Consider the following 22,857-nt stretch of genomic DNA (forward strand, 5'->3'; position numbering starts at 1 on the left):
GAGAGCTTAGGGGAATGTTCACAATCGGAGCAATAAGATACGACATTATTATAGAATATTTGCCTATGTTGCTAAAGGTAGGAGTATTGACCACCCTTGAGCTGACCATTATTTCTGTTACGGTGGGCACAATCCTGGGATTGTTTATCAGCCTCCTGAGATTATCTAAATTTCGTCCTTTTTCTATTTTCGGATCTGTATATGTTGACTTTTTTCGGGGCACACCTTTGCTGGTACAGATCTTCATGATTCATTTTGCCATTTTGCCATTGATAATTCCCGGTCAATACCCAAACATTATTTCCGGTTTGGTAGCGTTAAGTCTCAACAGCGCTGCCTATGTTGCCGAGATTTTTCGGGCGGGTATTCAGTCTATTGACCGCGGGCAGATGGAAGCTGCCAGGTCATTAGGGATGACCCACGGTCAAGCAATGCGCTATGTAATTATTCCCCAGGCATTTAAGAGGGTTATTCCTGCCTTGGGTAACGAGTTTATAGCCATGTTAAAAGACTCATCGCTGGTTTCCGCAATTTCTGTACAGGAATTAGCTATGACAGGTACTATAATTGCCAATCGGACTTACCGGCCTTTCGAACCATGGATTGTTGTAGCTATTTTGTACCTGATTATGACATTGGCCCTTTCACAAATTGTAGCTTACCTGGAAAGGAGGTTTGGCAAGAGTGATACACGTTCGTAACCTCCACAAAAGTTTTGGTAAACTGGAAGTTTTAAAAGGGGTTAACTGCCATATCAGACCTAATGAGGTGGTAGTAGTCATTGGCCCCAGCGGGTCAGGCAAAAGCACCTTTTTAAGATGTCTTAACCTGCTGGAAGTGCCAACCAGCGGTGAAATAATTGTAGATGGCCATAATTTAACCGACCCGCATCTAAACATCAATAAAGTAAGGGAAGAAGTAGGGATGGTGTTTCAGCATTTCAACCTTTTTCCCCATATGACGGCGCTGCAAAATGTGGCTTTGGCCCTTGAAAAGGTACGGAAAATGTCTAAAGAACAGGCCGAGGCCATGGCTTTGGAAATGCTTGAGCGGGTAGGGTTGAAAGATAAGGCGTCCAATTATCCGGCCCAGTTATCAGGCGGCCAGCAGCAGAGGGTGGCCATCGCCAGGGCTTTAGCTATGAAGCCTAAAGTTATGCTTTTTGACGAACCGACTTCCGCTCTTGACCCGGAAATGGTCGGGGAAGTTTTGGCGGTAATGAAGGAATTAGCCCACCAGATGACAATGGTAGTAGTATCCCATGAGATGGGTTTTGCCCGGGAGGTAGGGGATAGGGTAATTTTCATGGATGAAGGGAAAATGCTGGAAGAGGGTACACCTCAACAGATATTTAACAATCCCCAGCACGAAAGAACAAAAGCATTCCTCAGTAAGATTTTATAATGACGAAAGACGAACGGGGCTGTCCCAATAAGAGGACAGCCCCGTTATTCTAACCTAAAACTTCAGCCAGGTCATGGAATGCTTTTTCCAGTGTTTTGGTGTTTAGGCTGGCATCAACCATTAAAGGCTTAAACATTAAAAGGACTTCTTCGGCAAATTTAAATTTCTCTTCTGGATAGAATTTAGTGTCAACAGGAATGGCGCCCAAATTGAGGAAGAAGGATTTCCTGTTGTCCATATCCTTACCGCAGGTTTTTCTTACCTCCAGTAAAACACCTTCTATATCGGGGTGTTCTTTTTCCAGTATTGATGTAACTTTATGATACAGGAAGCTACCGATACCCCTGTTGCGGAATTCCGGGGTAATGCCTATATTTTCAACATAACCGAGATTTGCATCAGCCAGGTAATAGAAGGTGGCAATCCCCACTACTTTGTCTTCGGCCAGCGCAGTTAACAGATAAAACTTATGGGGAGCGATCTTATTGGGATTGAGCAGCTTTTCCACAATCAGCCGCTGCATGGCATAAGGGTATTCAAAGACGTTGCGCAGTAGGCGCAGGCCTTCTTGGGTAGCATAATCATGCGGTTTTTTGCCCCGAATGAACTTGATATTGTCCACACCTAATTCGACGATGTTACCGTAATTATCTTTTATAATGATTTCTTTGTGCTTAATCATAGCCAGGTCGCCGGTGTCCACAAAAGCAGCGTTGGCTTCATCTGTATCGATATGAAATTCTGTTTCGCCCGTTTCGGTGATTCTTACCAGTACATCATGATAGCAGACGACTTTGGTGCCTTTAATTAACACACTGACTTTTTCCCTATCAGAGATTTCCAGCAAATCAGCTTTGCTTTTGGCCATGTGAATATGAGCGCGGGGAACAATGACGCCTTTTTCGATTATTACCGGTCCCCTGGGTCCCATAAGAACTACGCCGGGCGTGCCTTCCAAGTCTCCTGAATCTCTAATGACCGGCTCAACGCCAATTCTTACTGCATCTGTACGGCTTAGCTCTACCTGAGTCTCTTCCCGGGCCGGTCCAACAATACGCACCCGTTCCAATACGCCTTTTGAACCGATAACATTGACCGTTTCCTTGGCTGCAAAGTTTCCACGTTGGGCTAAGTCTTTGGCTACTGTAAGTTCATAGCCCGGTCCAAACAGTTTTTCTATATCCTGTTTGGATAAATGGACGTGGTGATTTGATACGCCAATGGGGACTAACCACTTATTTTCCTTTTTGAAATCTACTTTTCTAGGGTCAACTTGAAAGCTCAGCATTTTGTCCTGCCTCCCCCAATAAAGCAAATAAAATGTCTAAATTCCTGTACACATAAAAATTATAGCAGGCAAGGGGCTGGTAGGACAATGAGCTAATCTTTTCTGTTTCGGCATTTTTTGACACTTTTCGCTATATTTCACTTGATTTCACAGGTTTTCGTTTGTTCACAAATTCACAAATTGGCCGGAATTGTCTTAATTTATGGATTATTTTCTAAAATATTTCCTGGTTTCCTTAATTTTTAATAGTTAAAACGTACGATTTATTCGTTAACCGGCAGGAATCGACAATTGATATGGTTAAGTAAAATAAATATTATGGACAAAAGAAGTGGTATCTGTGGGAGCAAATACTAAAGTGGGCACAAAACTGGTCCGCAGCACCAGTCTGGTGTTGTTTTTCATGATGGGCATAGGCATTATATGGAATATATATAGCCAAACGAAACAAGCTCGTATAGAGCTGCTGGAACAGGGCCGTGTTTTGGCTGCTCAGGTTTTGGCTGTACGCAGAGTAATGGCTGAAAATCAACATAAAATCAATTACGACGCCCAGGGTCACTTTGAGTTTAAGCATCTGAACCCTGCGTCCGTTATCCAGCAGGTTGACAGGGTTTTTAATGCTTCCACGCGATACCGGATTCGCCAGGTGAGTCTGCACCCCAGGCTCTTGGAAAATAAACCCGATAGTTATGAAAGAGAACAGCTTTTGTTATTTGCGCGAAATAGGGACGCTAAGGAATCATGGGGAGAAACAGTTATTAACGGACAACGTTATTTCCGTTATATGGTGCCTCTGTACGTGGACTCGTCGTGCTTGCAGTGCCACGGTGAACCCCAGGGCGAATTGGATATCAGCGGCCATCCCAAAGAGGGGTATAAGGTCGGTGACCTGGCCGGTGCTCTTACCATCAGTATACCAATGGAATTGATGAAAGCAAATCTCAATAAGTCGATTCTGGAAAGTGTATTCCTTACTGTACTGATAGTCTTTTTCACTGCCTGCGTGATTACGTTCCTTACCAGGCGCTTTATCACGATACCTATCAGTAAGCTGACCGGTTTTGCTCAGGAGCTTGGTCGGGGTAACCTTACTGCGCAACCGGAATACTACAAAAGTTATGGTGAAATCAAGGAGCTAACAGAGCGGTTCACTGACATGGCCCATAAACTGCATGATATTTACGAACAGTTAGAAAGCAAAGTTGCTGAACGGACAGCGGAACTGGCGGCCGCTAACAAGGAATTGGCGGAAATAAGCCAGTATAAAACGGAATTTTTGGCAAATATGAGTCATGAACTGCGCACCCCACTGACAGCTATTTTAGCCTTTACGGAAGAATTGCTGACGAAAAGCATGGGAGAATTAAATGCGGAGCAAGAGGAGTATTTAAAAGATATAAGGGACAGCGGGCGGCAACTGCTGAATCTGATTAATGACTTACTTGACCTGTCGAAAATAGAATCAGGGAAAATGGCCCTTAATTTAACGGAGGTAAATGTAGGGAAAGCAGTCCGTGGGGTGGAAAAACTTTTACGGCCCCTGGCTCAGCAAAAGAATATAGAGATGCAGTCTGCCATAACGGGTACCAATATGATAATTGCTGATGAAGAAAAGGTCCGCCAGGTTATCCGCAATTTACTCGGTAATGCTATTAAGTTTACTCCCGCCGGCGGCCGCATTGAATTATATGTAAGAGATACTGACCGACCTGATGAAGGAGTCCTGTTGACCGTGAAAGATTCAGGCCCCGGAATTCCGGCAAAAGACCGCGCGCGTATTTTCGATTCCTTTTACCAGGGACACCGGGGACGGAACAAAGAATATGGCGGTACCGGTTTGGGCCTGGCGTTGGTGAAAAGAATTGTGGAAATGCATTTAGGGGAAATTACCCTGGAGTCGACAGAAGGCCAGGGTTCCGCTTTTACGGTATATCTTCCGGCTTATCCGCCGTATGATGATAACCTTGAATAAAGAGGTGGAGTGAATGGAAAGAAAGAAAATCCTCATTGCCGACGACGAACCGAAAATCTTAAAATTCCTGGCCGGTTTTTTACAACGGGAAGGTTTTGCAGTGGCCACCGCCGCTAACGGTTTTGATGCCCTGGCGGAATTTAACCGCTGGCAGCCGGATTTGCTGGTGCTTGACGTCATGATGCCAAAAATGGACGGTTATGAAGTATGTCGGAAAATACGTGAGCAGAGTAATGTCCCTATTATTTTTCTTACTGCCAAAAACGAGACCTTCGATAAAATTATGGGTTTAACATTAGGCAGTGACGATTACCTGACCAAACCTTTTGACAGCGCCGAGTTATTGCTCAGGATAAGGGCTATTTTGCGACGGGTGGCTGATAATAGCAGTGTTGAAAATAAAGATGTTATCAAAGTACCCGGTCTAGTGATAAACAGGGCAACCAGGACGGTGGAATTTGAGGGCAAGGAGATTGAACTGACACCAAAAGAGTTTGACCTGTTATGGTTGTTGGCCAGCCACCCGAATCAGGTCTTTACCCGCGACCAGTTGATATACCAGATATGGGATACGGAATACTGCGAAGACACCGGTATCGTCACCACACTGGTGAAAAGGTTGAGGGAAAAGATTGAACTTGATACAGCCAATCCCCGGTATATTAAAACAATCAGGGGAGTAGGGTACAAATTTGGCGTCAAACCTTGTTGATATTAGAAGGGCTGCCTAAAAGGCAGTCCTTTTGTTTTTGTCACAAAAATGTCATCCTAGCGTCATTTCAAAATCATTTTATCCCAATAGAATGAAGATAAAAGGGCGTAAGAATTTAGAAGAAAGGAGGGTCTGGTATGGAAAAAAGGGTTTCAAAAATAATTATTACAGTCGGTTTAATTGTGGGTATGATGAGTTTTCTTTTTGTTGTTACCGATGCGGCTATAAGTTATTCCGACAACCCGGAGTTTTGTATTAACTGCCATTCTATGGATGAAGCTTATATGACATACCAGCATTCAACCCACAAACAGTTTAAGTGCACTGATTGCCATGCTCCTCACTCTTACTTGGCAAAAGTTGCATTTAAGACCAAATCAGGATTGCGAGACCTTTATGTCACTACTTTGGGGGAGATTCCGCCGGTAATTAAAGCTACCGACAAAAGTAAGGAAATTATTAAAGAGAACTGTATCAGGTGCCATCTGTCCACGGTAGAAAACACAGAAATGGGCGAAGGGCGGTTTTGTAGCGACTGCCACCGACAGTTACCCCATAAAAAAGTTGAAAAAAATATTTAAAAATATAACTCTATAGAAGGTTGGAACGAACAGGAGAAGTTGCAGATTTTTAGTTACTAATTCAGGGAGGAAGGTGTTCAAAATGAAAAACAGCCGGTCAATAGGCCTGCTAATTATAGTTTTTTTGGCCTTATCAGTATTTGTTATCGGTTGTTCAGGTAATACCAAAGCAACCTCTGCCAAATCGAGCATTGGTGAAAACGAATTTGATCCTGCTGTCTGGGGTAAATATTATCCGCTGCAGTATGAAAGTTACCTGAAAAACAACGAAGGCGCCAAAACAGAGTTTGGCGGTTCGGTGAAAGAGTCCAAATTCATTGCCGAGCCGGAAATAGTAGAGCTTTTTAAAGGGTATGGATTTAGCAAGGAATATAATGAAGACCGCGGGCATACCTACGCTTTAAAGGACCTTTTAAACAGCAAACGGGTTGGCCCCAAGACGCCCGGGTCCTGTTTGTCATGTAAAACCCCAACTGCTCCTGTACTTATGCAGCAGATGGGAGCGGCTTATTATACCACCCCGGTAATAGAATTGGCTAAAAAAGCAAAGCATGCTATTGCCTGCGCTGACTGCCATGACCCTAAAACCATGCAACTCAGGGTAACCAGGCCCGCCTTCATCCAAGCCATGAAGGCCAGGGGAATAGATGTGAACAAGGCTTCGAAAAAGGAAATGCGCAGCTATGTTTGCGGGCAGTGCCATGTAGAATACTACTTCCAGACGGATACCAAGGAAGTTATATACCCGTGGGCAAACGGTATTGAACCGGCCCAAATTGAGGAATATTACGATAAAATAAACTTTTCTGATTGGGAACACCCCGATTCCAAGGCCAAAATGAGAAAAGTCCAGCATCCTGAGTTTGAAACATGGAGTACCGGTGTGCACGGCTCGGCCGGGGTAAGCTGTTCTGACTGCCACATGCCATACATGGTCAAGGACGGCAAAAAATACTCGTCTCATTGGTGGACCAGCCCCCTGAAAACTATTGATATATCATGTCAGGTATGCCACCAGCAGGATGCCAAATGGCTTAAAGAACGTGTGCATAATACCCAAATCAGAACTTTCAATATGCAGACCAGAGCAGCCAAGACCCTGGTACAGGCTCATGAGGCCATAAAAACGGCTTTTGCTAACCCGAAAGCAGATTTAAACAAACTGAAAAAAGCCCAGACAATGGTAGTTAAAGCGCAATGGTATTGGGATTGGGTAGCTGCTGAAAACAGCCGCGGTTTCCACAATCCAGTCCAGGCCCTTGATTCTCTTGGCCAGGCCATAGATTATGCCTACCAGGCCATTGAACTGGCCCGCAGTGCATATTAAAAACCGGTGGCTGGCAGGTATTCGGTCATAGAGATCAATCTCCGCAGTATTGCTTTACGCCGCCAGCCATGTACCCATGGCCCAGCCGAAAAACGTCTCAGAATTACTCCTTCGTATTCATGCCTGTAGTCATTGGCGCAATCATCCTGGTAGCTATAGCGCTACTGATTCATAACACGGGCGGGCAGAGAAGGTACCCGATGCGCAGAGGTGTTTCCGCAAGGGTTCCTGTTGCAGCAGAAGTAGGTATAGAAGGCCAGAGTAGATTTAACTTAAAGGAAAAGGATTTATAAAAAATGACATAAAGAGGAAACGGGCCGACAGAAGAAAATGTCGGCCAATTTTTTCGACGCCTGTAGCCCAAAGCAGTTTTATTTGCCCTGAAGGAAAAATTTTGATATAATGATGCAAGTGAATCATTTTAAATTGTCAAAGTTGAATATTTATAATACGGAAGAGGAGCAGTGCAGGTTGGCAGTAAAGTTTGAACTAATTAAAGAATGCAAACAGACGAAAGCGCGGTTAGGTAGACTGCATACGCCTCACGGAATTATCAACACACCTGTTTTTATGCCTGTGGGTACTCAGGCCACCGTAAAAACTATGACTCCCGAAGAATTAAAAGATATAGGGGCCGAGATTATCCTCAGCAATACATATCATCTTTACTTACGGCCGGGATCGAAACTAATCAGGGAAGCCGGAGGACTGCACAAGTTTATGAACTGGGACCGGCCTATCCTTACTGATAGCGGGGGGTTTCAGGTATTCAGCCTGGGTCCGTTGCGTAAAATTACGGAAGACGGCGTCGAATTCCGGTCCCACCTTGACGGATCCAAACATTTTATGACGCCGGAACTGGCCACAGAAGTGCAGATGGATTTAGGTTCTACCATCGCCATGGCTTTTGATGAATGCGCCCCTTATCCATGCACCTTTGAATATGCCAGGGAAGCATTGGAACGGACTACCCGTTGGGCTGAAAGGTGTAAGAAAGCCCACAACAGAATGGACCAGGCTCTTTTCGGTATTGTTCAGGGTGGGATGTACCGGGAGCTTAGGGAACAAAGTGCCCGGGAATTAGTTGAGCTGGATTTTCCGGGCTACGCTATTGGCGGGTTAAGCGTGGGGGAACCGAAACCTCTGATGTATGAAGTGCTGGACTATACCACACCTTTGCTGCCTGCCGATAAGCCCCGTTACCTGATGGGTGTCGGCTCGCCGGATTGCATAATCGAGGGAGTCATCAGGGGCGTTGACATGTTTGACTGTGTACTGCCGACCAGGATTGCCCGCAACGGCACAGCAATGACCAGCGGGGGCAAAGTCGTGATACGAAATGCGGTCTATGCCAGGGATTTTACACCCCTGGACCATGAATGTGATTGTTATACGTGCCGGAATTATAGCAGGGCCTACATAAGGCATCTTTTTAAAGCCGAAGAAATACTTGCTTTGAGATTAGTGACCATCCATAATTTATATTTTCTGCTCAGGCTCATGGAACACCTGCGCAAAGCCATTGCTGAAGACTGTGTGCCGGAGTTCAGAAAAAGGTTTTTTGAAAAATATGGGTACGATGGAGAAGAAATATAAAATCTTTAGAGGTTTTTTCCGCTTTTAAGCAGAATAAAGAGTTGAGACGAAAAACTAGGGAGGCGTGTAAATGAAAGATTTTGGACCAATACTTTATCTTATAGCCCTGTTAGCTATTTTTTATTTTATGATTATCAGACCCCAGCAACAGAGACAGAAAAAACACCAGCAGTTAATCAACAGCCTGCAGGAAAATACGGAGGTAACTACAATAGGCGGTATTCTGGGTACAATTGTTAAAGTAAAGGACAAGACCGTGATTTTAAAAATTGCTGATAACGTAAAAATAGAAATTCTAAAAACAGCCATTGCCTACCGCAATGACAAGGAAGAAAAGAAATAAAACAGTTGGCGTCGGGTCATGCCCGGGCCAACTGTTTTCGAATGTAAGGAGTATGCAAAGTATAGAATAAGATATATTCATTTGAAAAGGAGGACCGGGTTTGATTACACTTGCAGACGTAAAAAAGGATCCAGTGGTGGATACTTTTATCCGCAAGGGAAATGAATATTTAGGTGTCATGGGCTTTACGGAACATGGTTACAGGCATATTAATCTGATATCCAGCATTGCCCGGCATGTGCTGGAAAAACTAAATTATTCAAAGCGGGAAGCTGAATTAGCCGCGATAGCAGGTTACATGCATGATCTGGGGAATGTTATCAGCCGGTATGACCACGGGCAGTCAGGCGCCACCATAGCTTTTTATGTTTTAACCAGGATGGGCATGCCTCCCGATGAAGTAGCCACGATAATTTCTGCCATTGGCAACCACGAGGAAGAATATGGCCATCCCGTCAACAGCGTTGCGGCAGCCCTGATTCTGGCTGATAAGTCCGACGTGCATCGTTCCAGGGTAAGGAACCAGGACTTTGCCACTTTTGATATCCACGACCGGGTAAACTATGCGGTAGAGCATTCTTTTTTAAGGGTAAACACTGAAAAGCGGACAATTACCATGGAACTGACCATTGACATAGATATTGTACCTATCATGGAATATTTTGAAATATTTTTAAGCCGGATGATATTGTGCCGCAGGGCAGCGGATTTTCTGAATGCGAGTTTCGAGTTGGAGATTAACGGGGCCCGTTTGTTATAGATTCATTGACACATCTAATGAGCAGTTATATAATAGACCCTAGGGGTTTTCTGCCTCTGGGGTCTTTATATATGGTTTCCGTAATTTGTAAAAGGAGCCAAAGCGAGGGAGGTTAAACAATGCGAACCAAAAGTCTCATATCCCTGTTGTTAACGATTGCACTCATAGCTGTTTCAGGGTACCTATTAATTCATTTTAAAGTTTTCCAAAAGCACATTAATCTCGGACTTGACCTGCAAGGTGGTCTTCATGTGGTAATGGAGGCTGTTGACACTCCGGAGGCTCCGGTTACTGATGACTCCCTTGACAGGGTGAAGGCTGTCATTGAACGACGGGTTAATGAAACAGGGGTCAAAGAACCCATCATACAAAGAGAAGGAAAAAGAAGACTTATTGTGGAATTGGCCGGTATTAAAAACCCAGATGCGGCTATTGATTTAATCGGTAAAACAGCGGTTTTGCAGTTTAAAACATCCGACGGTAAGGTGGTAGTATCCGGCAGTGATCTGAAGGATGCTCAGGCGGCAAAAAACCCTACTACGGGAGAAATTTATGTAGCATTGGAATTTAACAAGGAAGGTACCAAAAAATTTGCCGACGTAACATCTGAACTGGTACAAAAATACAGTGAGAGCGACCCAAGGAGAAGAATCGGCATTTACCTTGACCAGCAACAACTGCAAAATCCTGTGGTCAGGGAGCCCATTCCTAATGGACGAGCCCAGATAAACGGCTATAACACACTGGAAGAAGCAGCCAAAATGGCAGTTCTCCTTCGCTCGGGTGCGCTTCCTGTGAAGATGGAAAAAGTTTATACCCAAACCGTTGGTCCTACCCTGGGCGCCGATTCCTTGGCTAAGTCCACTAAGGCCGGTATTGTTGGTATTATCGCCATTTTAATCTTTATGATTGCCTATTACCGGATACCGGGTCTGATTGCTAATGTGGCTCTTGCCGCTTATGCCTTGATAGTGTTAGGTCTTTTTGCTGCGTTGCAGGCTACCCTGACGCTGCCCGGCATTGCCGGATTCCTCTTGTCAATAGGGATGGCCGTAGATGCTAACATCATTATATTTGAACGGGTTAAAGAAGAGCTGCGGGAAGGCAACTCCCTGCGCCGGTCTATTGAATCCGGGTTTTCCAGGGCCTTCTGGACCGTATTCGATTCCAACGTAACTACGCTGATTGCCGCGGCTATCCTGTATTATTTCGGTACAGGCGCTATTCGCGGGTTTGCCATAACGTTAAGCATCGGTATTTTGGCGAGTATGTTTACGGCAATTACCCTGACCCGGTTCATGCTAAGAAACCTGGCCGATTCGAAACTCATAACCAACAAGAAATTATACGGTGCGTAGGGGGTGGCTCGGATGACACTGGATATTATCGGAAAAAGGAAAATCTGGTTCGCGATTTCATTAATTATTATATTGGCCGGTATTGCTTCAATGATCATCAAGACCTTTACTCTTGGAGCGCCCCTTAACCTGGGAATAGACTTTACCGGTGGCAACATTATTACTGTTTCCTTTACTAAAAACGTTTCTGTCTCCGATGTGAGACAGGCACTGGACAAACTAGACCTGGGTAACAGTGTTATTCAAAAGACGGCAACAGGGGAATTTATCATCAGGACTAAACCCTTGACCGACAAGGAATATAAACAGGTTCTGGATGCCTTCAAAAACGATGTGGCGCCTTATCAGGAAGGTAAACTGAGCCGCAATGAAGTGAAGCCTGTCATAGGAAAAGAACTGACTTTAAATGCTATTTGGGCTTTAGCTATTGCTTCGGTATTAATGGTGATTTACATCACTTTTCGGTTTGAATTTAAATTTGGTATTGCGGCTATTATAGCTTTGTTACATGACGTTTTTGTAACTATGGGTATCTTCTCCATCTTCTGGTGGGAAGTAGACAGCGCTTTTGTTGCCGCTATTCTGACCATCATTGGTTATTCCATCAATGATACCATCGTTATTTTTGACCGGATCAGGGAAAACCTGCACCGTAAGAAAAAGGACGAGAACTTTGAGGAACTGGTCAACAAAAGTATCATGCAGACCATGGCCAGGTCTATCAATACCGTTCTCACCGTTATTATCGTCCTGGTTGCTCTGTTGATTTTCGGAGGTTCTACAATCCGTTACTTCACGCTGGCTATGCTCATTGGTGTCATTAGTGGGGCCTATTCCTCAATATTTAACGCCAGCCCGTTATGGGTGGAATTTAAGTATTGGGAACAACGCCGGCGTAAATTGGCCAAGACCTAAAGCAAATCTAATAATGGCCCGACCGCACTGACCGTTAACCGGTCACGAGCGGCTGGGCTTTTTGTTTAACAAAAAAGGAATAACTAACCGGAAGTCGAAATCATTATAATGGAGTGTTTTTCCAAGAGAATAGCCTTTACGCTTCGCGCCGGCGAAGCATTTTTCTTAAGTCGATAGGTGAAATTGGGGAGGAAAAATGGAGCATTATAAAACGATCTGGTCTTTTCACAATAACAACACTTTTATCCAGGAACTTTTGGCCCGCCGGTTAGGTATTTCTAAAATAACGGCCCAAATTTTAGCTAACAGGGGCATCTGTTCTGTTGAGGAAGCCCGGACTTTCCTTTTCGGTTCTCTGGAAGACCTGTACGACCCCTTGCAGATGCACGGCATGGAGGAGGCAGTACAGCGAATAAAGCAGGCTATCAAAGAAAATCAGCGTATTTTGGTGTATGGTGACTACGATGTGGACGGCATAACCAGTACGGTATTACTGCTTGACACTCTTGAATTTCTGGGCGCTGCTTGTGACTTTTACATACCGCACCGGCTGACAGAAGGCTACGGGTTAAATATAAATAGCCTGAAAACGATTAAGGAACAAGGTTTCAATTTAGTTATTACTGTTGATTGTGGAATATCTTCCGCTGATGAAGTGTCCTGGGCCCGGGACAACGGATTGGAGATTATTATTACTGACCACCATGAGCCGCCGGAACATATCCCGCAGGCTTATGCCGTGATCAACCCCAAACAGGCCTGGTGTACATACCCTTTTAAAGAATTGGCCGGCGTGGGCGTGGCCTTTAAACTTGCCCAGGCGCTTTTACGGGCCCATGAAAAAGAATACTTGGCCCCCAAATTGCTGGACCTTGTAGCTTTAGGCACGGTAGCTGATATGGTTCCGCTAGTCGGGGAAAACAGGATTACTACTAAGCAGGGTCTGCAATTAATTAATGCCGGCCATCGGGAAGGACTGGCAGCCCTGATTGAGGTGGCCGGTCTGGCGGACCAAAGCATTGATTCTGAGCAGATTTCCTTTGCTCTTGCGCCCAGGCTAAATGCCGTGGGCAGAATTGACCATGCAGCTAAAGGTGTAAGGTTACTGCGGGAAAAAAACAGGGAAAAGGCTGTCAGTATCGCCAAAGCGCTGGACAGGGCCAACAAGGAAAGACAGGCCATTGAAAATCTTATTTTTACGGAGGCTGTGGAAATTATCGAAAGTAATAGTCTTTTAGACAACAAAGCGTTTGTTTTGGCTCGGCCTGACTGGCACCTGGGAATAGTCGGGATTGTTGCTTCCAAATTGGTTAACAGGTACTGTCGGCCGGTGATTTTGTTGTCTGTGAACGGCGAGGTTGCTAAAGGTTCAGCCAGAAGCATACCGGGCTTCAACTTGTTTGCGGCCCTGCAGTCGTGCGAGGCGTTTTTAAAGAAATATGGAGGCCACAGCCAAGCTGCCGGTTTAACTTTGAACGTTGATGATATTTCTGCTTTTACCGCTGCTTTCAATGAAATTGTAGATCAACAGATTACTGCAGAGCATATGGCCGAAACGCTCCCAATTGATGGAGAAATCTCTTTCAAGGATGTGACCTTTGATTTATATAACCAACTGGTGGCGTTGGAACCTTTCGGGTTTGGCAACCCGACGCCGCTCTTTGCTTGCCGTCAGGCGGATATTATTGATTGTCGGAAGGTCGGTAGCGATGGTAAGCACCTGAAAATGAAAATAATGAACGAAAAGCTGCTGATGGAAGCTATTGGTTTTAATTTATCGGCATGCAAAAATTCAATAAATTTCGCAGACAAAATAGATATAGTTTTTGAACTGAAGAAAAATGACTGGAACGGCAGGTCCAACCTGCAGTTAAACGTCAGGGCCATAAAACAGGCAGGTTCTCCCGACAATCCTTTTAGAGCCAGCTCCCCATCCGCAGAACAGGAGACGCCGAAAAGCTTTCTTGACGAGCTGTTTGACCATGCGGCAGAGTACCTTGTTGACGACTACTACCGCAATATTGGTGAAAAGGAAGAGTTTTATACTAAAGTTGTCGGTGTTAGTTTTGATAATAGGCAGGAAATTGTGGCCAGGCTGAGAGAAGGAGAAAAATTGTTCCTGGTCCGGGAACACAATAACCCGCATGACCCAAATGCAGTGCGGGTTGAAAACAGGAGCGGGGAACAGGTAGGATATCTCAATGCCCGTTTAGCCAAACATTTTGCGCCGTTGCTGGATAAAGGGGAACAATACCTGACCCTGGTTTCCAATGTAACCGGCGGACAGGATAAAAACTACGGGCTGAATATTATTATTCAAAAGGTTCAGGATAAATCTTTTGCTGAGAAACGGGCTATTCTTGCAGACATCAGGAAACGCCTAAAATCCTTGGACGAAAAAAAATTGTTGGAAGCTGTCCGGGGAGCACTCCTGGGGCCTTACCCCTATCGGGAGTCGCAGCTTGCGGCTTTGCAGAGCCTTTTGGAAGGTAACAATACCTTGGCTATTTTTGGAACGGGCAGAGGTAAATCCGCTGTCTTTCAATCCATGGCTGTGTATAAAGCTATTAAAGAAGATGCTCTGACTATCATAGTTTATCCTCTGCGCGCTCTGGTTAATGACCAATATGAAGCCATGTTAAACAAACTTTCAGCGCTGGGCATGCGCATTTATAAGGGCAACGGCACCCTCAGCGCCGGCGAAAGGGCGATGCTTTTTGCCGTATTGGAGGCCGGTGATATAGATATTTTGTTAACTACGCCTGAGTTTTTGTCTTTCCACATGGAAAAAATCTTGGCCATGCCCAAAAAAATAGGACTGTTTGTGGTGGACGAAAGCCATCATATCAGCATGTCTTCGTTGTCCCACCGGCCTGCATACAAACGTATTTCCCATATAGCGGAAGGCCTGGGCCGGCCTCTTACTCTTGCCGTTACCGCAACAGCCAACGATGAAGTTGCGCAGGAAATAATTGCTGTGCTGGCAATTAACCAAGTGGTCATCGACCCATATGTGAGGAAAAACTTACAGTTAATAGATAAACGAGGGATTGAGGATAAAAGCGCTTATATTAAACAGGTGCTGGCCACCGGCGGAAAAACGATTATCTATGTTAACAGCCGTCTGAAAGCTGTTGAACTGGCCCTGATGCTAAGGGAAGCTAATCCTCATCTAGCCGATAAAATTGCCTATTACCATGCCGGACTGAAGAATGAGCACCGGCATACAATTGAAAAAATGTTTAAGGAAGGCGAGCTTCTGGCTATTGTGGCAACTTCTGCCTTTGGTGAAGGAATTGACATCCCTGATGTACGGCATGTAGTATTGTACCACCTGAATTTCAATTTTACCGAGTTTAACCAGCAGAGCGGCCGGGCCGGTCGCGACGGGGGTACAAGCCATATTCACCTCCTTTGTGGGCCAAAGGATATCAGGATTAACGAATTTATCCTGGAATTGGCGGCGCCGGGGCGGGATTTTCTGGCTGCGCTTTATACAGCGCTGCAGCAGTTGAAAAATGATTGGGGAGAAATCAGGTTAACCAACAAAGAAATTGCTCACAAAATGGAAAAGGCGGGGATGCGCCTGGCCAAGGACAGTTCTGTATCCTGCGGTCTGGGCATACTGGAAGAATTAGGACTTATACGCCGGGAATCGGTCGGAAGAGAAAGGCAAATATTTGTCAACCCGCCGCCGGGAAATAAAATAAACCTGGAGAACTCGTTGCGATTTCTTGAGGGACAGGAAGAGAAAGCGGCTTTTCAGGAATTTCAGCAGGCGTTTTTTGACGCTTCATCAGAAGAACTGCTCAATCAGGTAAACCGGGCGATTTTTCCGAGTAAATATGCAACAAATTCCGGAATTGAAGGGCAGATGCTCAATAGCACATTGGGATAAATTTATGTTATAATAAATAATTAGGTAATCACGGCGAAAAGTGAACTCTCAGACGGAGATGATGGCTTTATGGGCCTGGATAAACTTTTGGCAAAAATAAAACAGTACAACCCTCAAGTTGATGAAAAATTTATTGAAGAAACATACAGGTTTGCGGAAAAGGCCCACGAAGGTCAGACCAGGATTTCGGGGGAACCTTACATTATACATCCGCTCAGTGTTGCGCACATTCTGGCTGATTTAGAACTGGATGTTGTTACCATCGCGGCCGGATTATTGCACGATGTCGTTGAAGACACGGATAGTCCTCTAGAAACCATTGAGGAGAAATTCGGAGTTGAAATTGCCCTGCTTGTTGACGGCGTTACCAAGTTAAGCCGTATTTCATATAAAAACAAGATGGAACAACAGGTTGAAAACCTGCGCAAAATGTTTTTGGCCATGGCTAAAGACATTCGGGTTATATTGATAAAATTGGCTGACCGCCTTCATAATATGCGCACACTCAAACATCTGGCGGAACCCAAGCAAAAGGAAATATCCGAAGAGACCCTTGAGATATTTGCGCCATTGGCCCACCGGCTCGGTATTTTCAAAATAAAGTGGGAACTTGAAGACCTGGCCCTCAGGTACCTGGAGCCTAAGAAATATTACGAACTGGTTGACGGTATTGCCCAAAAACGGGCAGAGCGGGAAGAATATATCGCCCGGGTGACCCAAATATTGGCGGAAAAGCTTGAAAACGTCGGGATAAAAGCCGATATCCAGGGCAGGCCGAAACATTTTTACAGTATTTATAAAAAAATGCTGGAGCAACAGAAGGAACTGGCAGAAATTTATGATTTACTGGCGGTACGGGTTATTGTCGATACAGTAAAAGACTGCTATGGCGCTCTCGGTATCATTCATACCCTTTGGAAGCCCATACCGGGGCGTTTCAAGGATTACATTGCCATGCCCAAGTCAAATATGTACCAGTCACTGCATACAACGGTTATCGGTCCGAACGGCGAACCTTTTGAAATTCAGATCCGGACCTGGGAAATGCACCGCACCGCCGAATACGGTATCGCGGCTCACTGGAGGTATAAAGAAGGTGGTGGCCGTGGCGATGAAGAATTCGAGAATAAGCTGGCCTGGTTGCGGCAATTGTTGGAATGGCAGAATGATATGCGTGACGCCAGGGAATTTATGGAGACTCTTAAGATAGACCTGTTTTCCGACGCAGTATTTGTATTCACTCCCAAAGGCGATGTTGTAGAACTGCCTGCCGGCGCAATACCTATAGACTTTGCTTACCGTATTCACACACAGGTAGGTCACCGCTGTATCGGCGCCAAAGTAAACGGCAAGATAGTGCCTCTTGATTATAAGCTGGCCAATGGCGATATAGTGGAAATATTGACGCAGAAGCAGGCAGCCGGGCCCAGCAGGGACTGGCTGAATATAGTAAAAACTTCGGAAGCCAGGAGTAAAATTCGGGCCTGGTTTAAAAAAGAAAAAAGAGAGGAAAATATCATCAAGGGGCGGGATGCCCTTGAAAAGGAAGTTAAAAAAGCAGGTTACGATGTAGCAGAATTTTTAAAGCCTGAAAGACTATCAGAGCTTCCGCGGAAATTTAATCTCGTCACCCTTGATGATTTATACGCCTCCCTGGGTAATGGGGTTTTTACTCCCCAGCAGGTTATAGCCAAACTGAAGGATGAACAGCAGAAGCAGGGTAAGAACGTCAAGATAGAGGAATTATTAAAGAAAGAGCATTCCAAAAAGAAGAAAGCGTCAAGCCAGGGGATTAAGGTAGAAGGGCAGCAGGATGTTATGATCCGCCTGGCCCGGTGCTGCAATCCTGTACCCGGCGACCCCATCATTGGCTATATTACCAGGGGACGGGGAGTTTCAGTGCACAGGAAAGACTGTCGAAACCTTGTCAACCACAGCCTGAGTGAAGGCGAACGGATGATTCAGGTTAGTTGGGACGATACAGACAGGGGTTCTTATCATGTGCATTTGGAAATATCAGCTATGGACCGGGCCGGTCTGCTTACAGATGTTATGCTCATTTTGTCTGAAATGAGAATAAGCGCTGATTGGGTGAATGCCCGGGGGACTAAAAACAAACAGGCTACCATTGATCTGGTGCTGGAAATCGGCAGCCTCGAGCAATTGGAAAACATTATGAGCAAAATTCGCCGCGTGAAAGATGTTTACGATGTTTGGCGGGTCACTCCAAAGGTTTAACCCGTGACCGGTAACCGGTAACCCGGTAACGGCTACTGTCACTATATGGTGGAAATCCAGCTATAAAGCATACTTTTTTAAACCACAGAGTCCACAGAGATTAAGTTTCAAAAGTTAAGTTTCCGGCTTCTCCGGTCATTGAATTTCAAATGCTTTCTTTGTTATTTTCCTGTTTACTCTTTTCTCAATGTTTCCTCAGTGTTCTTCGTGCCCTCTGTGGTGATTTTTTTAAAACTACAAAGTACGCCGAGGAAAAAGAAGATTTTAGTGTAATAAATTCTCTGTGGTAAACGATTTCCGCCCGTAGCTTCGGAGCAACGATTGTTTCACTACTAAAGTGGTAATCAAAAAATACATTGAAATCAACAGCCACGGGTTACCGGGGTTACCGGTAATAAAGAAGCAGGAGGAGAACTGTGAGAGCAGTAGTTCAAAGGGTTACGCATGGAAAAGTAACGGTTAATTCGGAAGTTGTCGGCGCAATAGGCCAAGGTTTAGTAGTATTATTGGGTGTCGGTAATGGCGATACTGTAGAAGATGCCCGGTATATGGCTGACAAAATTGTTAACTTACGCATTTTTGAAGATGCCGGCGGCAAGATGAACCTGTCCCTGCTGGATATTGCGGGAGAGGTCCTGGCCGTTTCACAATTTACTTTATACGGAGACTGCAGAAAGGGCAGAAGGCCGGGGTTTGCGGAGGCCGCTCCACCAGCGGAAGCAGAAAAACTTTATTTAAAATTTGTAGATTTCGTTCAGGGTTATGGGGTTAAGGTAGAGCAGGGAAGGTTTAGAACCCATATGGTAGTTGATATCCAAAATGACGGTCCGGTAACCCTGCTGCTGGACAGTAAAAAGAATTTTTAAAAACATTGACCGGGCCGATTGGCCGGAGACCACTGATTAAGGAGGACACATATGAATATCAAAAGTATGGCCGTGGGGCCTATGGGGGCAAATTGTTATATCGTCAACTGCGAGGAGACAAAAGAGGCGGCTGTCATTGATCCCGGCGGAGATGCTGCGAAAATTATATCTTACCTCAACAATCAGGGTTTACAGTTAAAATATATCATTAACACTCATGGGCATATAGACCATATCGCTGCCAATGAGGAGTTAAAGGAAAAGACAGGCGCTGAACTGCTGATACATACGCAGGATGCGGCTATGCTGGAAAACCCCAATTTGAATCTTTCGGCTTTTATGGGTGTGCCTGTTAGACAGCAGCCGGCAGACCGTTTGTTGAATGATGGTGACGAAATCGAGATAGGTAATGTAAAACTAAAGGTTATCCATACTCCTGGGCACACCAGGGGAGGTATCTGTCTCCTGGCCGGAGACGTAGTCTTTACCGGCGATACGCTTTTTGCCGGTTCCATTGGGAGAACCGATTTTCCCGGCGGTTCCTTTGACGAAATTATCAGGTCCATTAAGACCAAATTAATGACCCTACCCGACGATACGGAAGTGTACCCCGGGCATATGGGGAAATCCAGTATCGGGCAGGAGAAAAAGTATAATCCATTTCTTGCCTAATGCCCTTTTTGCATATTTTACGCAGAAAAATTATCAATAAACTTAATTTTCCTGCGTTAAATCCCCCTAAAATTGAACAGAATAGTCAATAGACCTAGCAGTTAAACAATTTTACACGGCAATGATAATAGGGGGAAATAAGATGCAGAAAAAAAATTTGGTCCTGATTATTGGGGTTCTGGCTTTTGGATTTATTTTGGGGTTAAATGTTCGCTGGTTTGACCAAAAGGAGTTTATTAATGAAAACCGTTTTTCCCTGCCAAATTCGGTACAACGGAAACCTGAACCGGTTTCACCTACCCAAAGGGTGCCCGAGGGTTGGGGGTTTGTAAAATCCCGGGACGGTAAAACACCGGAAATAACTGTTCGCCAAAAACAGTTGATTAAAAAATACGGTGCCCTTTTTGTCGGCAATACCGGCAAAAAACAGGTTACTCTGACTTTCGACATGGGTTACGAAAAAGAAGGATTAACTCCTGCTATGCTGGATACTCTGAAAAAACATAATGTTAAAGCCAGTTTCTTTGTTACTGCTCACTGGCTGAGATCAAATCGGGAGTTGGCTAAAAGAATGGTGGCCGAAGGCCATTTATTAGGCAATCATACCTGTTCCCACAAAAGCCTACCTACCCTCAGTGAAGAAAAAATAAAAGCCGAGATTCGCGGCTGGGAGAATGTGGCCAAAGAAGTAACAGGTAGCCTGCCAAAATATAAATACATGCGACCGCCGATGGGGGAATACAGTGAAAAAAGTCTCAGGGTAACTCAGGAACTAGGGTATACCACTGCTTTCTGGAGTATCGCTATGCGCGACTGGATGCCGATGGGAGGCGCCCATAAAGCTGTTGAGGGAGTGGTAAACTATCTGCACAATGGAGCAGTAGTTCTCCTCCATGGCAACTCCGAAGAGGTTGTCCAGGGGCTGGAACAAATTATTTTACAGACCAGGGCTAAGGGTTTTAAAATTGTTCCTATTTATGAAATAGATAAATAATGGTCTGTCTATGCTAGTCCCCCTATCTATAGTATAATAATTTAAAATAATTAGGTTTGCTTTATTACAGGGGAGAGGCTTATGTTGAGAAAAACATTGATTCTTACAATATTTTTCTGCTTCGTGTTTTTAATCGGATGTGGAAGCAGCCAGACTGCCAAAGATGTTGAGCAGGTTATCAACGATGCTTTTAAGGCCCGGGCGGAAGCTGTTTTTAAATATCAGGATAAACAGCCTTTAACAAAATATTTCAGTCCGGAAGCGCTGCAGCAGAGTAAAGGGTTGTTGGATTGGTCGCCAAAGGGACAGTGGGATAATGTCAAGGATTTAAAGTATTCCTATTCCATAAGAATAGAAAACTTAAAGATCAGCGGTAAACAGGCCAGGGCGGAAGTATACGAAACTGCGGTGGTGTCATGGGATTATATAGATCCGGGCAGAGTAAAAGGCACCGATTTTGCGAAAGAAGATGCTTGGGCCAACCGGCGCCATGACATAGTGGTAAACCAGGAACCCGACGGTCGTTGGGTTATTGTGCAAGATTTAATACGATAATGCTATAGGGCGCCTAAAAAGCGCCCTGTTTTGCTTAGGAGTTAAAATAACAGTTTTTTGGACAAACGGATTTTCATGGGTATGCATTAATGGTATAATGAAGTATCGAAAAATAAAAAAACACTGCAATAATTTGCAGTGTATGTTTTTTATGGCAGGGGAGACAGGACTCGAACCCGCAACCAACGGTTTTGGAGACCGCTACTCTACCAATTGAGCTACTCCCCTGTATCTTGTTGCATTAAATAGTATAACCAAAAAGATGGCATTCGTCAATAGAAAAACACTGACAAATCTTGGGGAGAAAACTGATGGCTGTTGATTTACACATTCATACCAGCGCTTCTGACGGAAATATCAGCCCTGCGGAGGTTGTTGACCTGGCGGTACAAGCAGGTCTAAAAACAATTGCTTTTGCCGACCATGAAAATACGGCCGGATATACTGCAGTGAAGGATATGGCAGAGGGTAAAGGACTGGAAATTATACCTGCCCTTGAGCTGCAGACCTGGCATAAAAACAAAGAAATCCATATTTTGGGATATTTTATTGATGTAAACGATATTAATTTTCAAAAACGCTTAACCGAACTGCGAAAGGATAAAAACCGGTGTGCCATGGCCATGGTGGAAAAAATTCGCCGTTGTGGTTTTGACATAGAATGGGATGAAGTAGAAAGACTTAGTTGTTTTGGCGGGCCTATATCAAAAGGGCATATCATGCAGGTTTTAAAATTAAAGGGCTACATTAAAACCAGGGAAGATGCCGCTAGGATATTGGGATTATATTTTAACCAGGAAGGAAAAGCCTACAGTTGTTATAATTTCCCTTCTGCCGAGGCGGTAGATTTAATTAAATCAGCAAGGGGAATTCCTATCCTGGCTCATCCGGGGTTAATAGGAGACGATAATCTGGTATTGGATCTCATTAAAATGGGCATATCGGGTCTGGAAGTGTATTATAATTATTTTGGGCCCAACAAGAATAACTATATAGCCAAATATGAGAAAATGGCTTTAGACCATGGTCTGCTGATGACAGGCGGAAGCGATTACCATGGTACCATTACTCCGGTGGTTTTGGGCGAGACAGAAATACCCGATGCGGTAGTAGCATCATTAAAAGAAAGTAAGAAGCTTTTTTAAGTGTTTGTTAAAAAAGGTATATTTTGGTTGAAAAAGGTATATAGAATACAAAAAAGTACGAGAATTTTGTTTCTGTTGCAGGAATTTATATCATTATGTAGAAATCTTTTAAGTGCATCGTCTATTTTAGCCCGCCTTCACCTTAAATTATTAAGGTGTTTGCCTTAAGCCCGTCTTAAGGCATATTTTTTTTGCTGAATAGAAGTTATTGAAGTAAGTTACATTAAAAA

19 protein-coding genes and 1 tRNA gene are annotated in these 22,857 nt (G+C 44.5%); 18 read left to right on the top strand and 2 right to left on the bottom strand.

Annotated elements, in window-relative coordinates; translation table 11 throughout:
* Nucleotides 1-14: 14 nt before the first annotated feature.
* Both Tfer_RS00735 and Tfer_RS00740 read left to right on the top strand, forming a co-directional pair.
* Nucleotides 15-701: an amino acid ABC transporter permease gene (locus Tfer_RS00735; RefSeq protein WP_052216443.1), complete on the top strand. Its 687-nt coding sequence runs from the start codon at nucleotides 15-17 to the stop codon at nucleotides 699-701.
* Nucleotides 685-1,404 (top strand): amino acid ABC transporter ATP-binding protein, encoded by a 720-nt coding sequence (locus tag Tfer_RS00740; protein ID WP_052216444.1) that lies wholly within the window; start codon nucleotides 685-687, stop codon nucleotides 1,402-1,404. The genes Tfer_RS00735 and Tfer_RS00740 overlap by 17 nt, the downstream gene beginning before the upstream one ends.
* A gap of 49 nt (nucleotides 1,405-1,453) precedes the next feature.
* Here Tfer_RS00740 and pduL read toward each other — a convergent pair whose 3' ends face one another.
* Complete coding sequence (gene pduL / locus Tfer_RS00745; protein ID WP_052216445.1) at nucleotides 1,454-2,692, bottom strand: phosphate propanoyltransferase; 1,239 nt, start codon at nucleotides 2,690-2,692, stop codon at nucleotides 1,454-1,456.
* Nucleotides 2,693-3,032: 340 nt separating this feature from the next.
* Between pduL and Tfer_RS00750 the strand changes: the two genes are divergently transcribed.
* The 15 genes from Tfer_RS00750 (at nucleotide 3,033) to Tfer_RS00820 (ending at nucleotide 21,482) form a co-directional block, all read left to right on the top strand.
* Entirely contained in the window at nucleotides 3,033-4,667 is a 1,635-nt protein-coding gene (locus tag Tfer_RS00750) for an ATP-binding protein (RefSeq protein ID WP_152908932.1), read from the top strand.
* Between the two features lie 13 nt (nucleotides 4,668-4,680).
* Complete coding sequence (locus tag Tfer_RS00755) at nucleotides 4,681-5,379, top strand: response regulator transcription factor (RefSeq protein ID WP_013120079.1); 699 nt, start codon at nucleotides 4,681-4,683, stop codon at nucleotides 5,377-5,379.
* Nucleotides 5,380-5,516: 137 nt separating this feature from the next.
* The gene (nrfH, locus tag Tfer_RS00760) at nucleotides 5,517-5,960 is read left to right on the top strand and encodes a cytochrome c nitrite reductase small subunit (RefSeq protein ID WP_052216448.1); all 444 of its coding nucleotides are present in this window, start codon (nucleotides 5,517-5,519) and stop codon (nucleotides 5,958-5,960) included.
* Nucleotides 5,961-6,042: 82 nt separating this feature from the next.
* The gene (locus Tfer_RS00765; RefSeq protein WP_052216450.1) at nucleotides 6,043-7,287 is read left to right on the top strand and encodes an ammonia-forming cytochrome c nitrite reductase subunit c552; all 1,245 of its coding nucleotides are present in this window, start codon (nucleotides 6,043-6,045) and stop codon (nucleotides 7,285-7,287) included.
* Nucleotides 7,288-7,758: 471 nt separating this feature from the next.
* A complete protein-coding gene (gene tgt, locus Tfer_RS00770; protein WP_013120083.1) occupies nucleotides 7,759-8,883 on the top strand; it encodes a tRNA guanosine(34) transglycosylase Tgt in 1,125 nt (374 codons plus the stop codon).
* A 70-nt stretch (nucleotides 8,884-8,953) separates the two neighbouring features.
* Nucleotides 8,954-9,226, top strand: a complete 273-nt coding sequence (gene yajC / locus Tfer_RS00775) for a preprotein translocase subunit YajC (protein WP_013120084.1) — start codon at nucleotides 8,954-8,956, stop codon at nucleotides 9,224-9,226.
* Between the two features lie 100 nt (nucleotides 9,227-9,326).
* Nucleotides 9,327-9,986, top strand: coding sequence for an HD domain-containing protein (locus Tfer_RS00780; protein WP_052216452.1), 660 nt, complete (start codon nucleotides 9,327-9,329; stop codon nucleotides 9,984-9,986).
* Nucleotides 9,987-10,105: 119 nt separating this feature from the next.
* Nucleotides 10,106-11,344: a protein translocase subunit SecD gene (secD, locus tag Tfer_RS00785; protein ID WP_052216453.1), complete on the top strand. Its 1,239-nt coding sequence runs from the start codon at nucleotides 10,106-10,108 to the stop codon at nucleotides 11,342-11,344.
* 12 nt (nucleotides 11,345-11,356) lie between these two features.
* A complete protein-coding gene (gene secF / locus Tfer_RS00790) occupies nucleotides 11,357-12,259 on the top strand; it encodes a protein translocase subunit SecF (RefSeq protein WP_052216455.1) in 903 nt (300 codons plus the stop codon).
* A 196-nt stretch (nucleotides 12,260-12,455) separates the two neighbouring features.
* Nucleotides 12,456-16,157, top strand: a complete 3,702-nt coding sequence (gene recJ / locus Tfer_RS00795; protein WP_052216456.1) for a single-stranded-DNA-specific exonuclease RecJ — start codon at nucleotides 12,456-12,458, stop codon at nucleotides 16,155-16,157.
* A 69-nt stretch (nucleotides 16,158-16,226) separates the two neighbouring features.
* A complete protein-coding gene (locus Tfer_RS00800; RefSeq protein WP_013120089.1) occupies nucleotides 16,227-18,395 on the top strand; it encodes a RelA/SpoT family protein in 2,169 nt (722 codons plus the stop codon).
* A gap of 416 nt (nucleotides 18,396-18,811) precedes the next feature.
* Entirely contained in the window at nucleotides 18,812-19,261 is a 450-nt protein-coding gene (dtd, locus tag Tfer_RS00805; protein WP_052216457.1) for a D-aminoacyl-tRNA deacylase, read from the top strand.
* A gap of 51 nt (nucleotides 19,262-19,312) precedes the next feature.
* On the top strand, nucleotides 19,313-19,933 hold the full coding sequence (locus tag Tfer_RS00810) for an MBL fold metallo-hydrolase (protein ID WP_052216458.1): 621 nt from the start codon (nucleotides 19,313-19,315) through the stop codon (nucleotides 19,931-19,933).
* Nucleotides 19,934-20,075: 142 nt separating this feature from the next.
* Nucleotides 20,076-20,927: a delta-lactam-biosynthetic de-N-acetylase gene (locus Tfer_RS00815; RefSeq protein ID WP_052216459.1), complete on the top strand. Its 852-nt coding sequence runs from the start codon at nucleotides 20,076-20,078 to the stop codon at nucleotides 20,925-20,927.
* An 81-nt stretch (nucleotides 20,928-21,008) separates the two neighbouring features.
* Nucleotides 21,009-21,482, top strand: a complete 474-nt coding sequence (locus Tfer_RS00820) for a hypothetical protein (protein ID WP_052216460.1) — start codon at nucleotides 21,009-21,011, stop codon at nucleotides 21,480-21,482.
* A gap of 152 nt (nucleotides 21,483-21,634) precedes the next feature.
* On the opposite strand, the gene Tfer_RS00825 is transcribed toward Tfer_RS00820, so the two are convergent.
* A tRNA-Trp gene (locus Tfer_RS00825) sits at nucleotides 21,635-21,710 on the bottom strand.
* An 83-nt stretch (nucleotides 21,711-21,793) separates the two neighbouring features.
* Here Tfer_RS00825 and Tfer_RS00830 point away from each other — a divergent pair.
* Nucleotides 21,794-22,627: a PHP domain-containing protein gene (locus Tfer_RS00830; protein WP_052216461.1), complete on the top strand. Its 834-nt coding sequence runs from the start codon at nucleotides 21,794-21,796 to the stop codon at nucleotides 22,625-22,627.
* Nucleotides 22,628-22,857: the final 230 nt, after the last annotated feature.

Origin of the sequence: Thermincola ferriacetica (genome assembly GCF_001263415.1) — a bacterium.
GTDB classification, from domain to species: domain Bacteria; phylum Bacillota; class Thermincolia; order Thermincolales; family Thermincolaceae; genus Thermincola; species Thermincola ferriacetica.

What these genes read in the sequence shown, in the direction of transcription:
- Tfer_RS00735 (WP_052216443.1), top strand. Translation starts at nt 15, where the DNA reads ATGTTCACAATCGGAGCAATAAGATACGACATTATTATAGAATATTTG.
- pduL (WP_052216445.1), bottom strand. Translation starts at nt 2,692, where the DNA reads ATGCTGAGCTTTCAAGTTGACCCTAGAAAAGTAGATTTCAAAAAGGAA.
- Tfer_RS00755 (WP_013120079.1), top strand. Translation starts at nt 4,681, where the DNA reads ATGGAAAGAAAGAAAATCCTCATTGCCGACGACGAACCGAAAATCTTA.
- nrfH (WP_052216448.1), top strand. Translation starts at nt 5,517, where the DNA reads ATGGAAAAAAGGGTTTCAAAAATAATTATTACAGTCGGTTTAATTGTG.
- Tfer_RS00765 (WP_052216450.1), top strand. Translation starts at nt 6,043, where the DNA reads ATGAAAAACAGCCGGTCAATAGGCCTGCTAATTATAGTTTTTTTGGCC.
- yajC (WP_013120084.1), top strand. Translation starts at nt 8,954, where the DNA reads ATGAAAGATTTTGGACCAATACTTTATCTTATAGCCCTGTTAGCTATT.
- secD (WP_052216453.1), top strand. Translation starts at nt 10,106, where the DNA reads ATGCGAACCAAAAGTCTCATATCCCTGTTGTTAACGATTGCACTCATA.
- secF (WP_052216455.1), top strand. Translation starts at nt 11,357, where the DNA reads ATGACACTGGATATTATCGGAAAAAGGAAAATCTGGTTCGCGATTTCA.
- recJ (WP_052216456.1), top strand. Translation starts at nt 12,456, where the DNA reads ATGGAGCATTATAAAACGATCTGGTCTTTTCACAATAACAACACTTTT.
- Tfer_RS00800 (WP_013120089.1), top strand. Translation starts at nt 16,227, where the DNA reads ATGGGCCTGGATAAACTTTTGGCAAAAATAAAACAGTACAACCCTCAA.
- Tfer_RS00810 (WP_052216458.1), top strand. Translation starts at nt 19,313, where the DNA reads ATGAATATCAAAAGTATGGCCGTGGGGCCTATGGGGGCAAATTGTTAT.
- Tfer_RS00815 (WP_052216459.1), top strand. Translation starts at nt 20,076, where the DNA reads ATGCAGAAAAAAAATTTGGTCCTGATTATTGGGGTTCTGGCTTTTGGA.
- Tfer_RS00820 (WP_052216460.1), top strand. Translation starts at nt 21,009, where the DNA reads ATGTTGAGAAAAACATTGATTCTTACAATATTTTTCTGCTTCGTGTTT.
- Tfer_RS00830 (WP_052216461.1), top strand. Translation starts at nt 21,794, where the DNA reads ATGGCTGTTGATTTACACATTCATACCAGCGCTTCTGACGGAAATATC.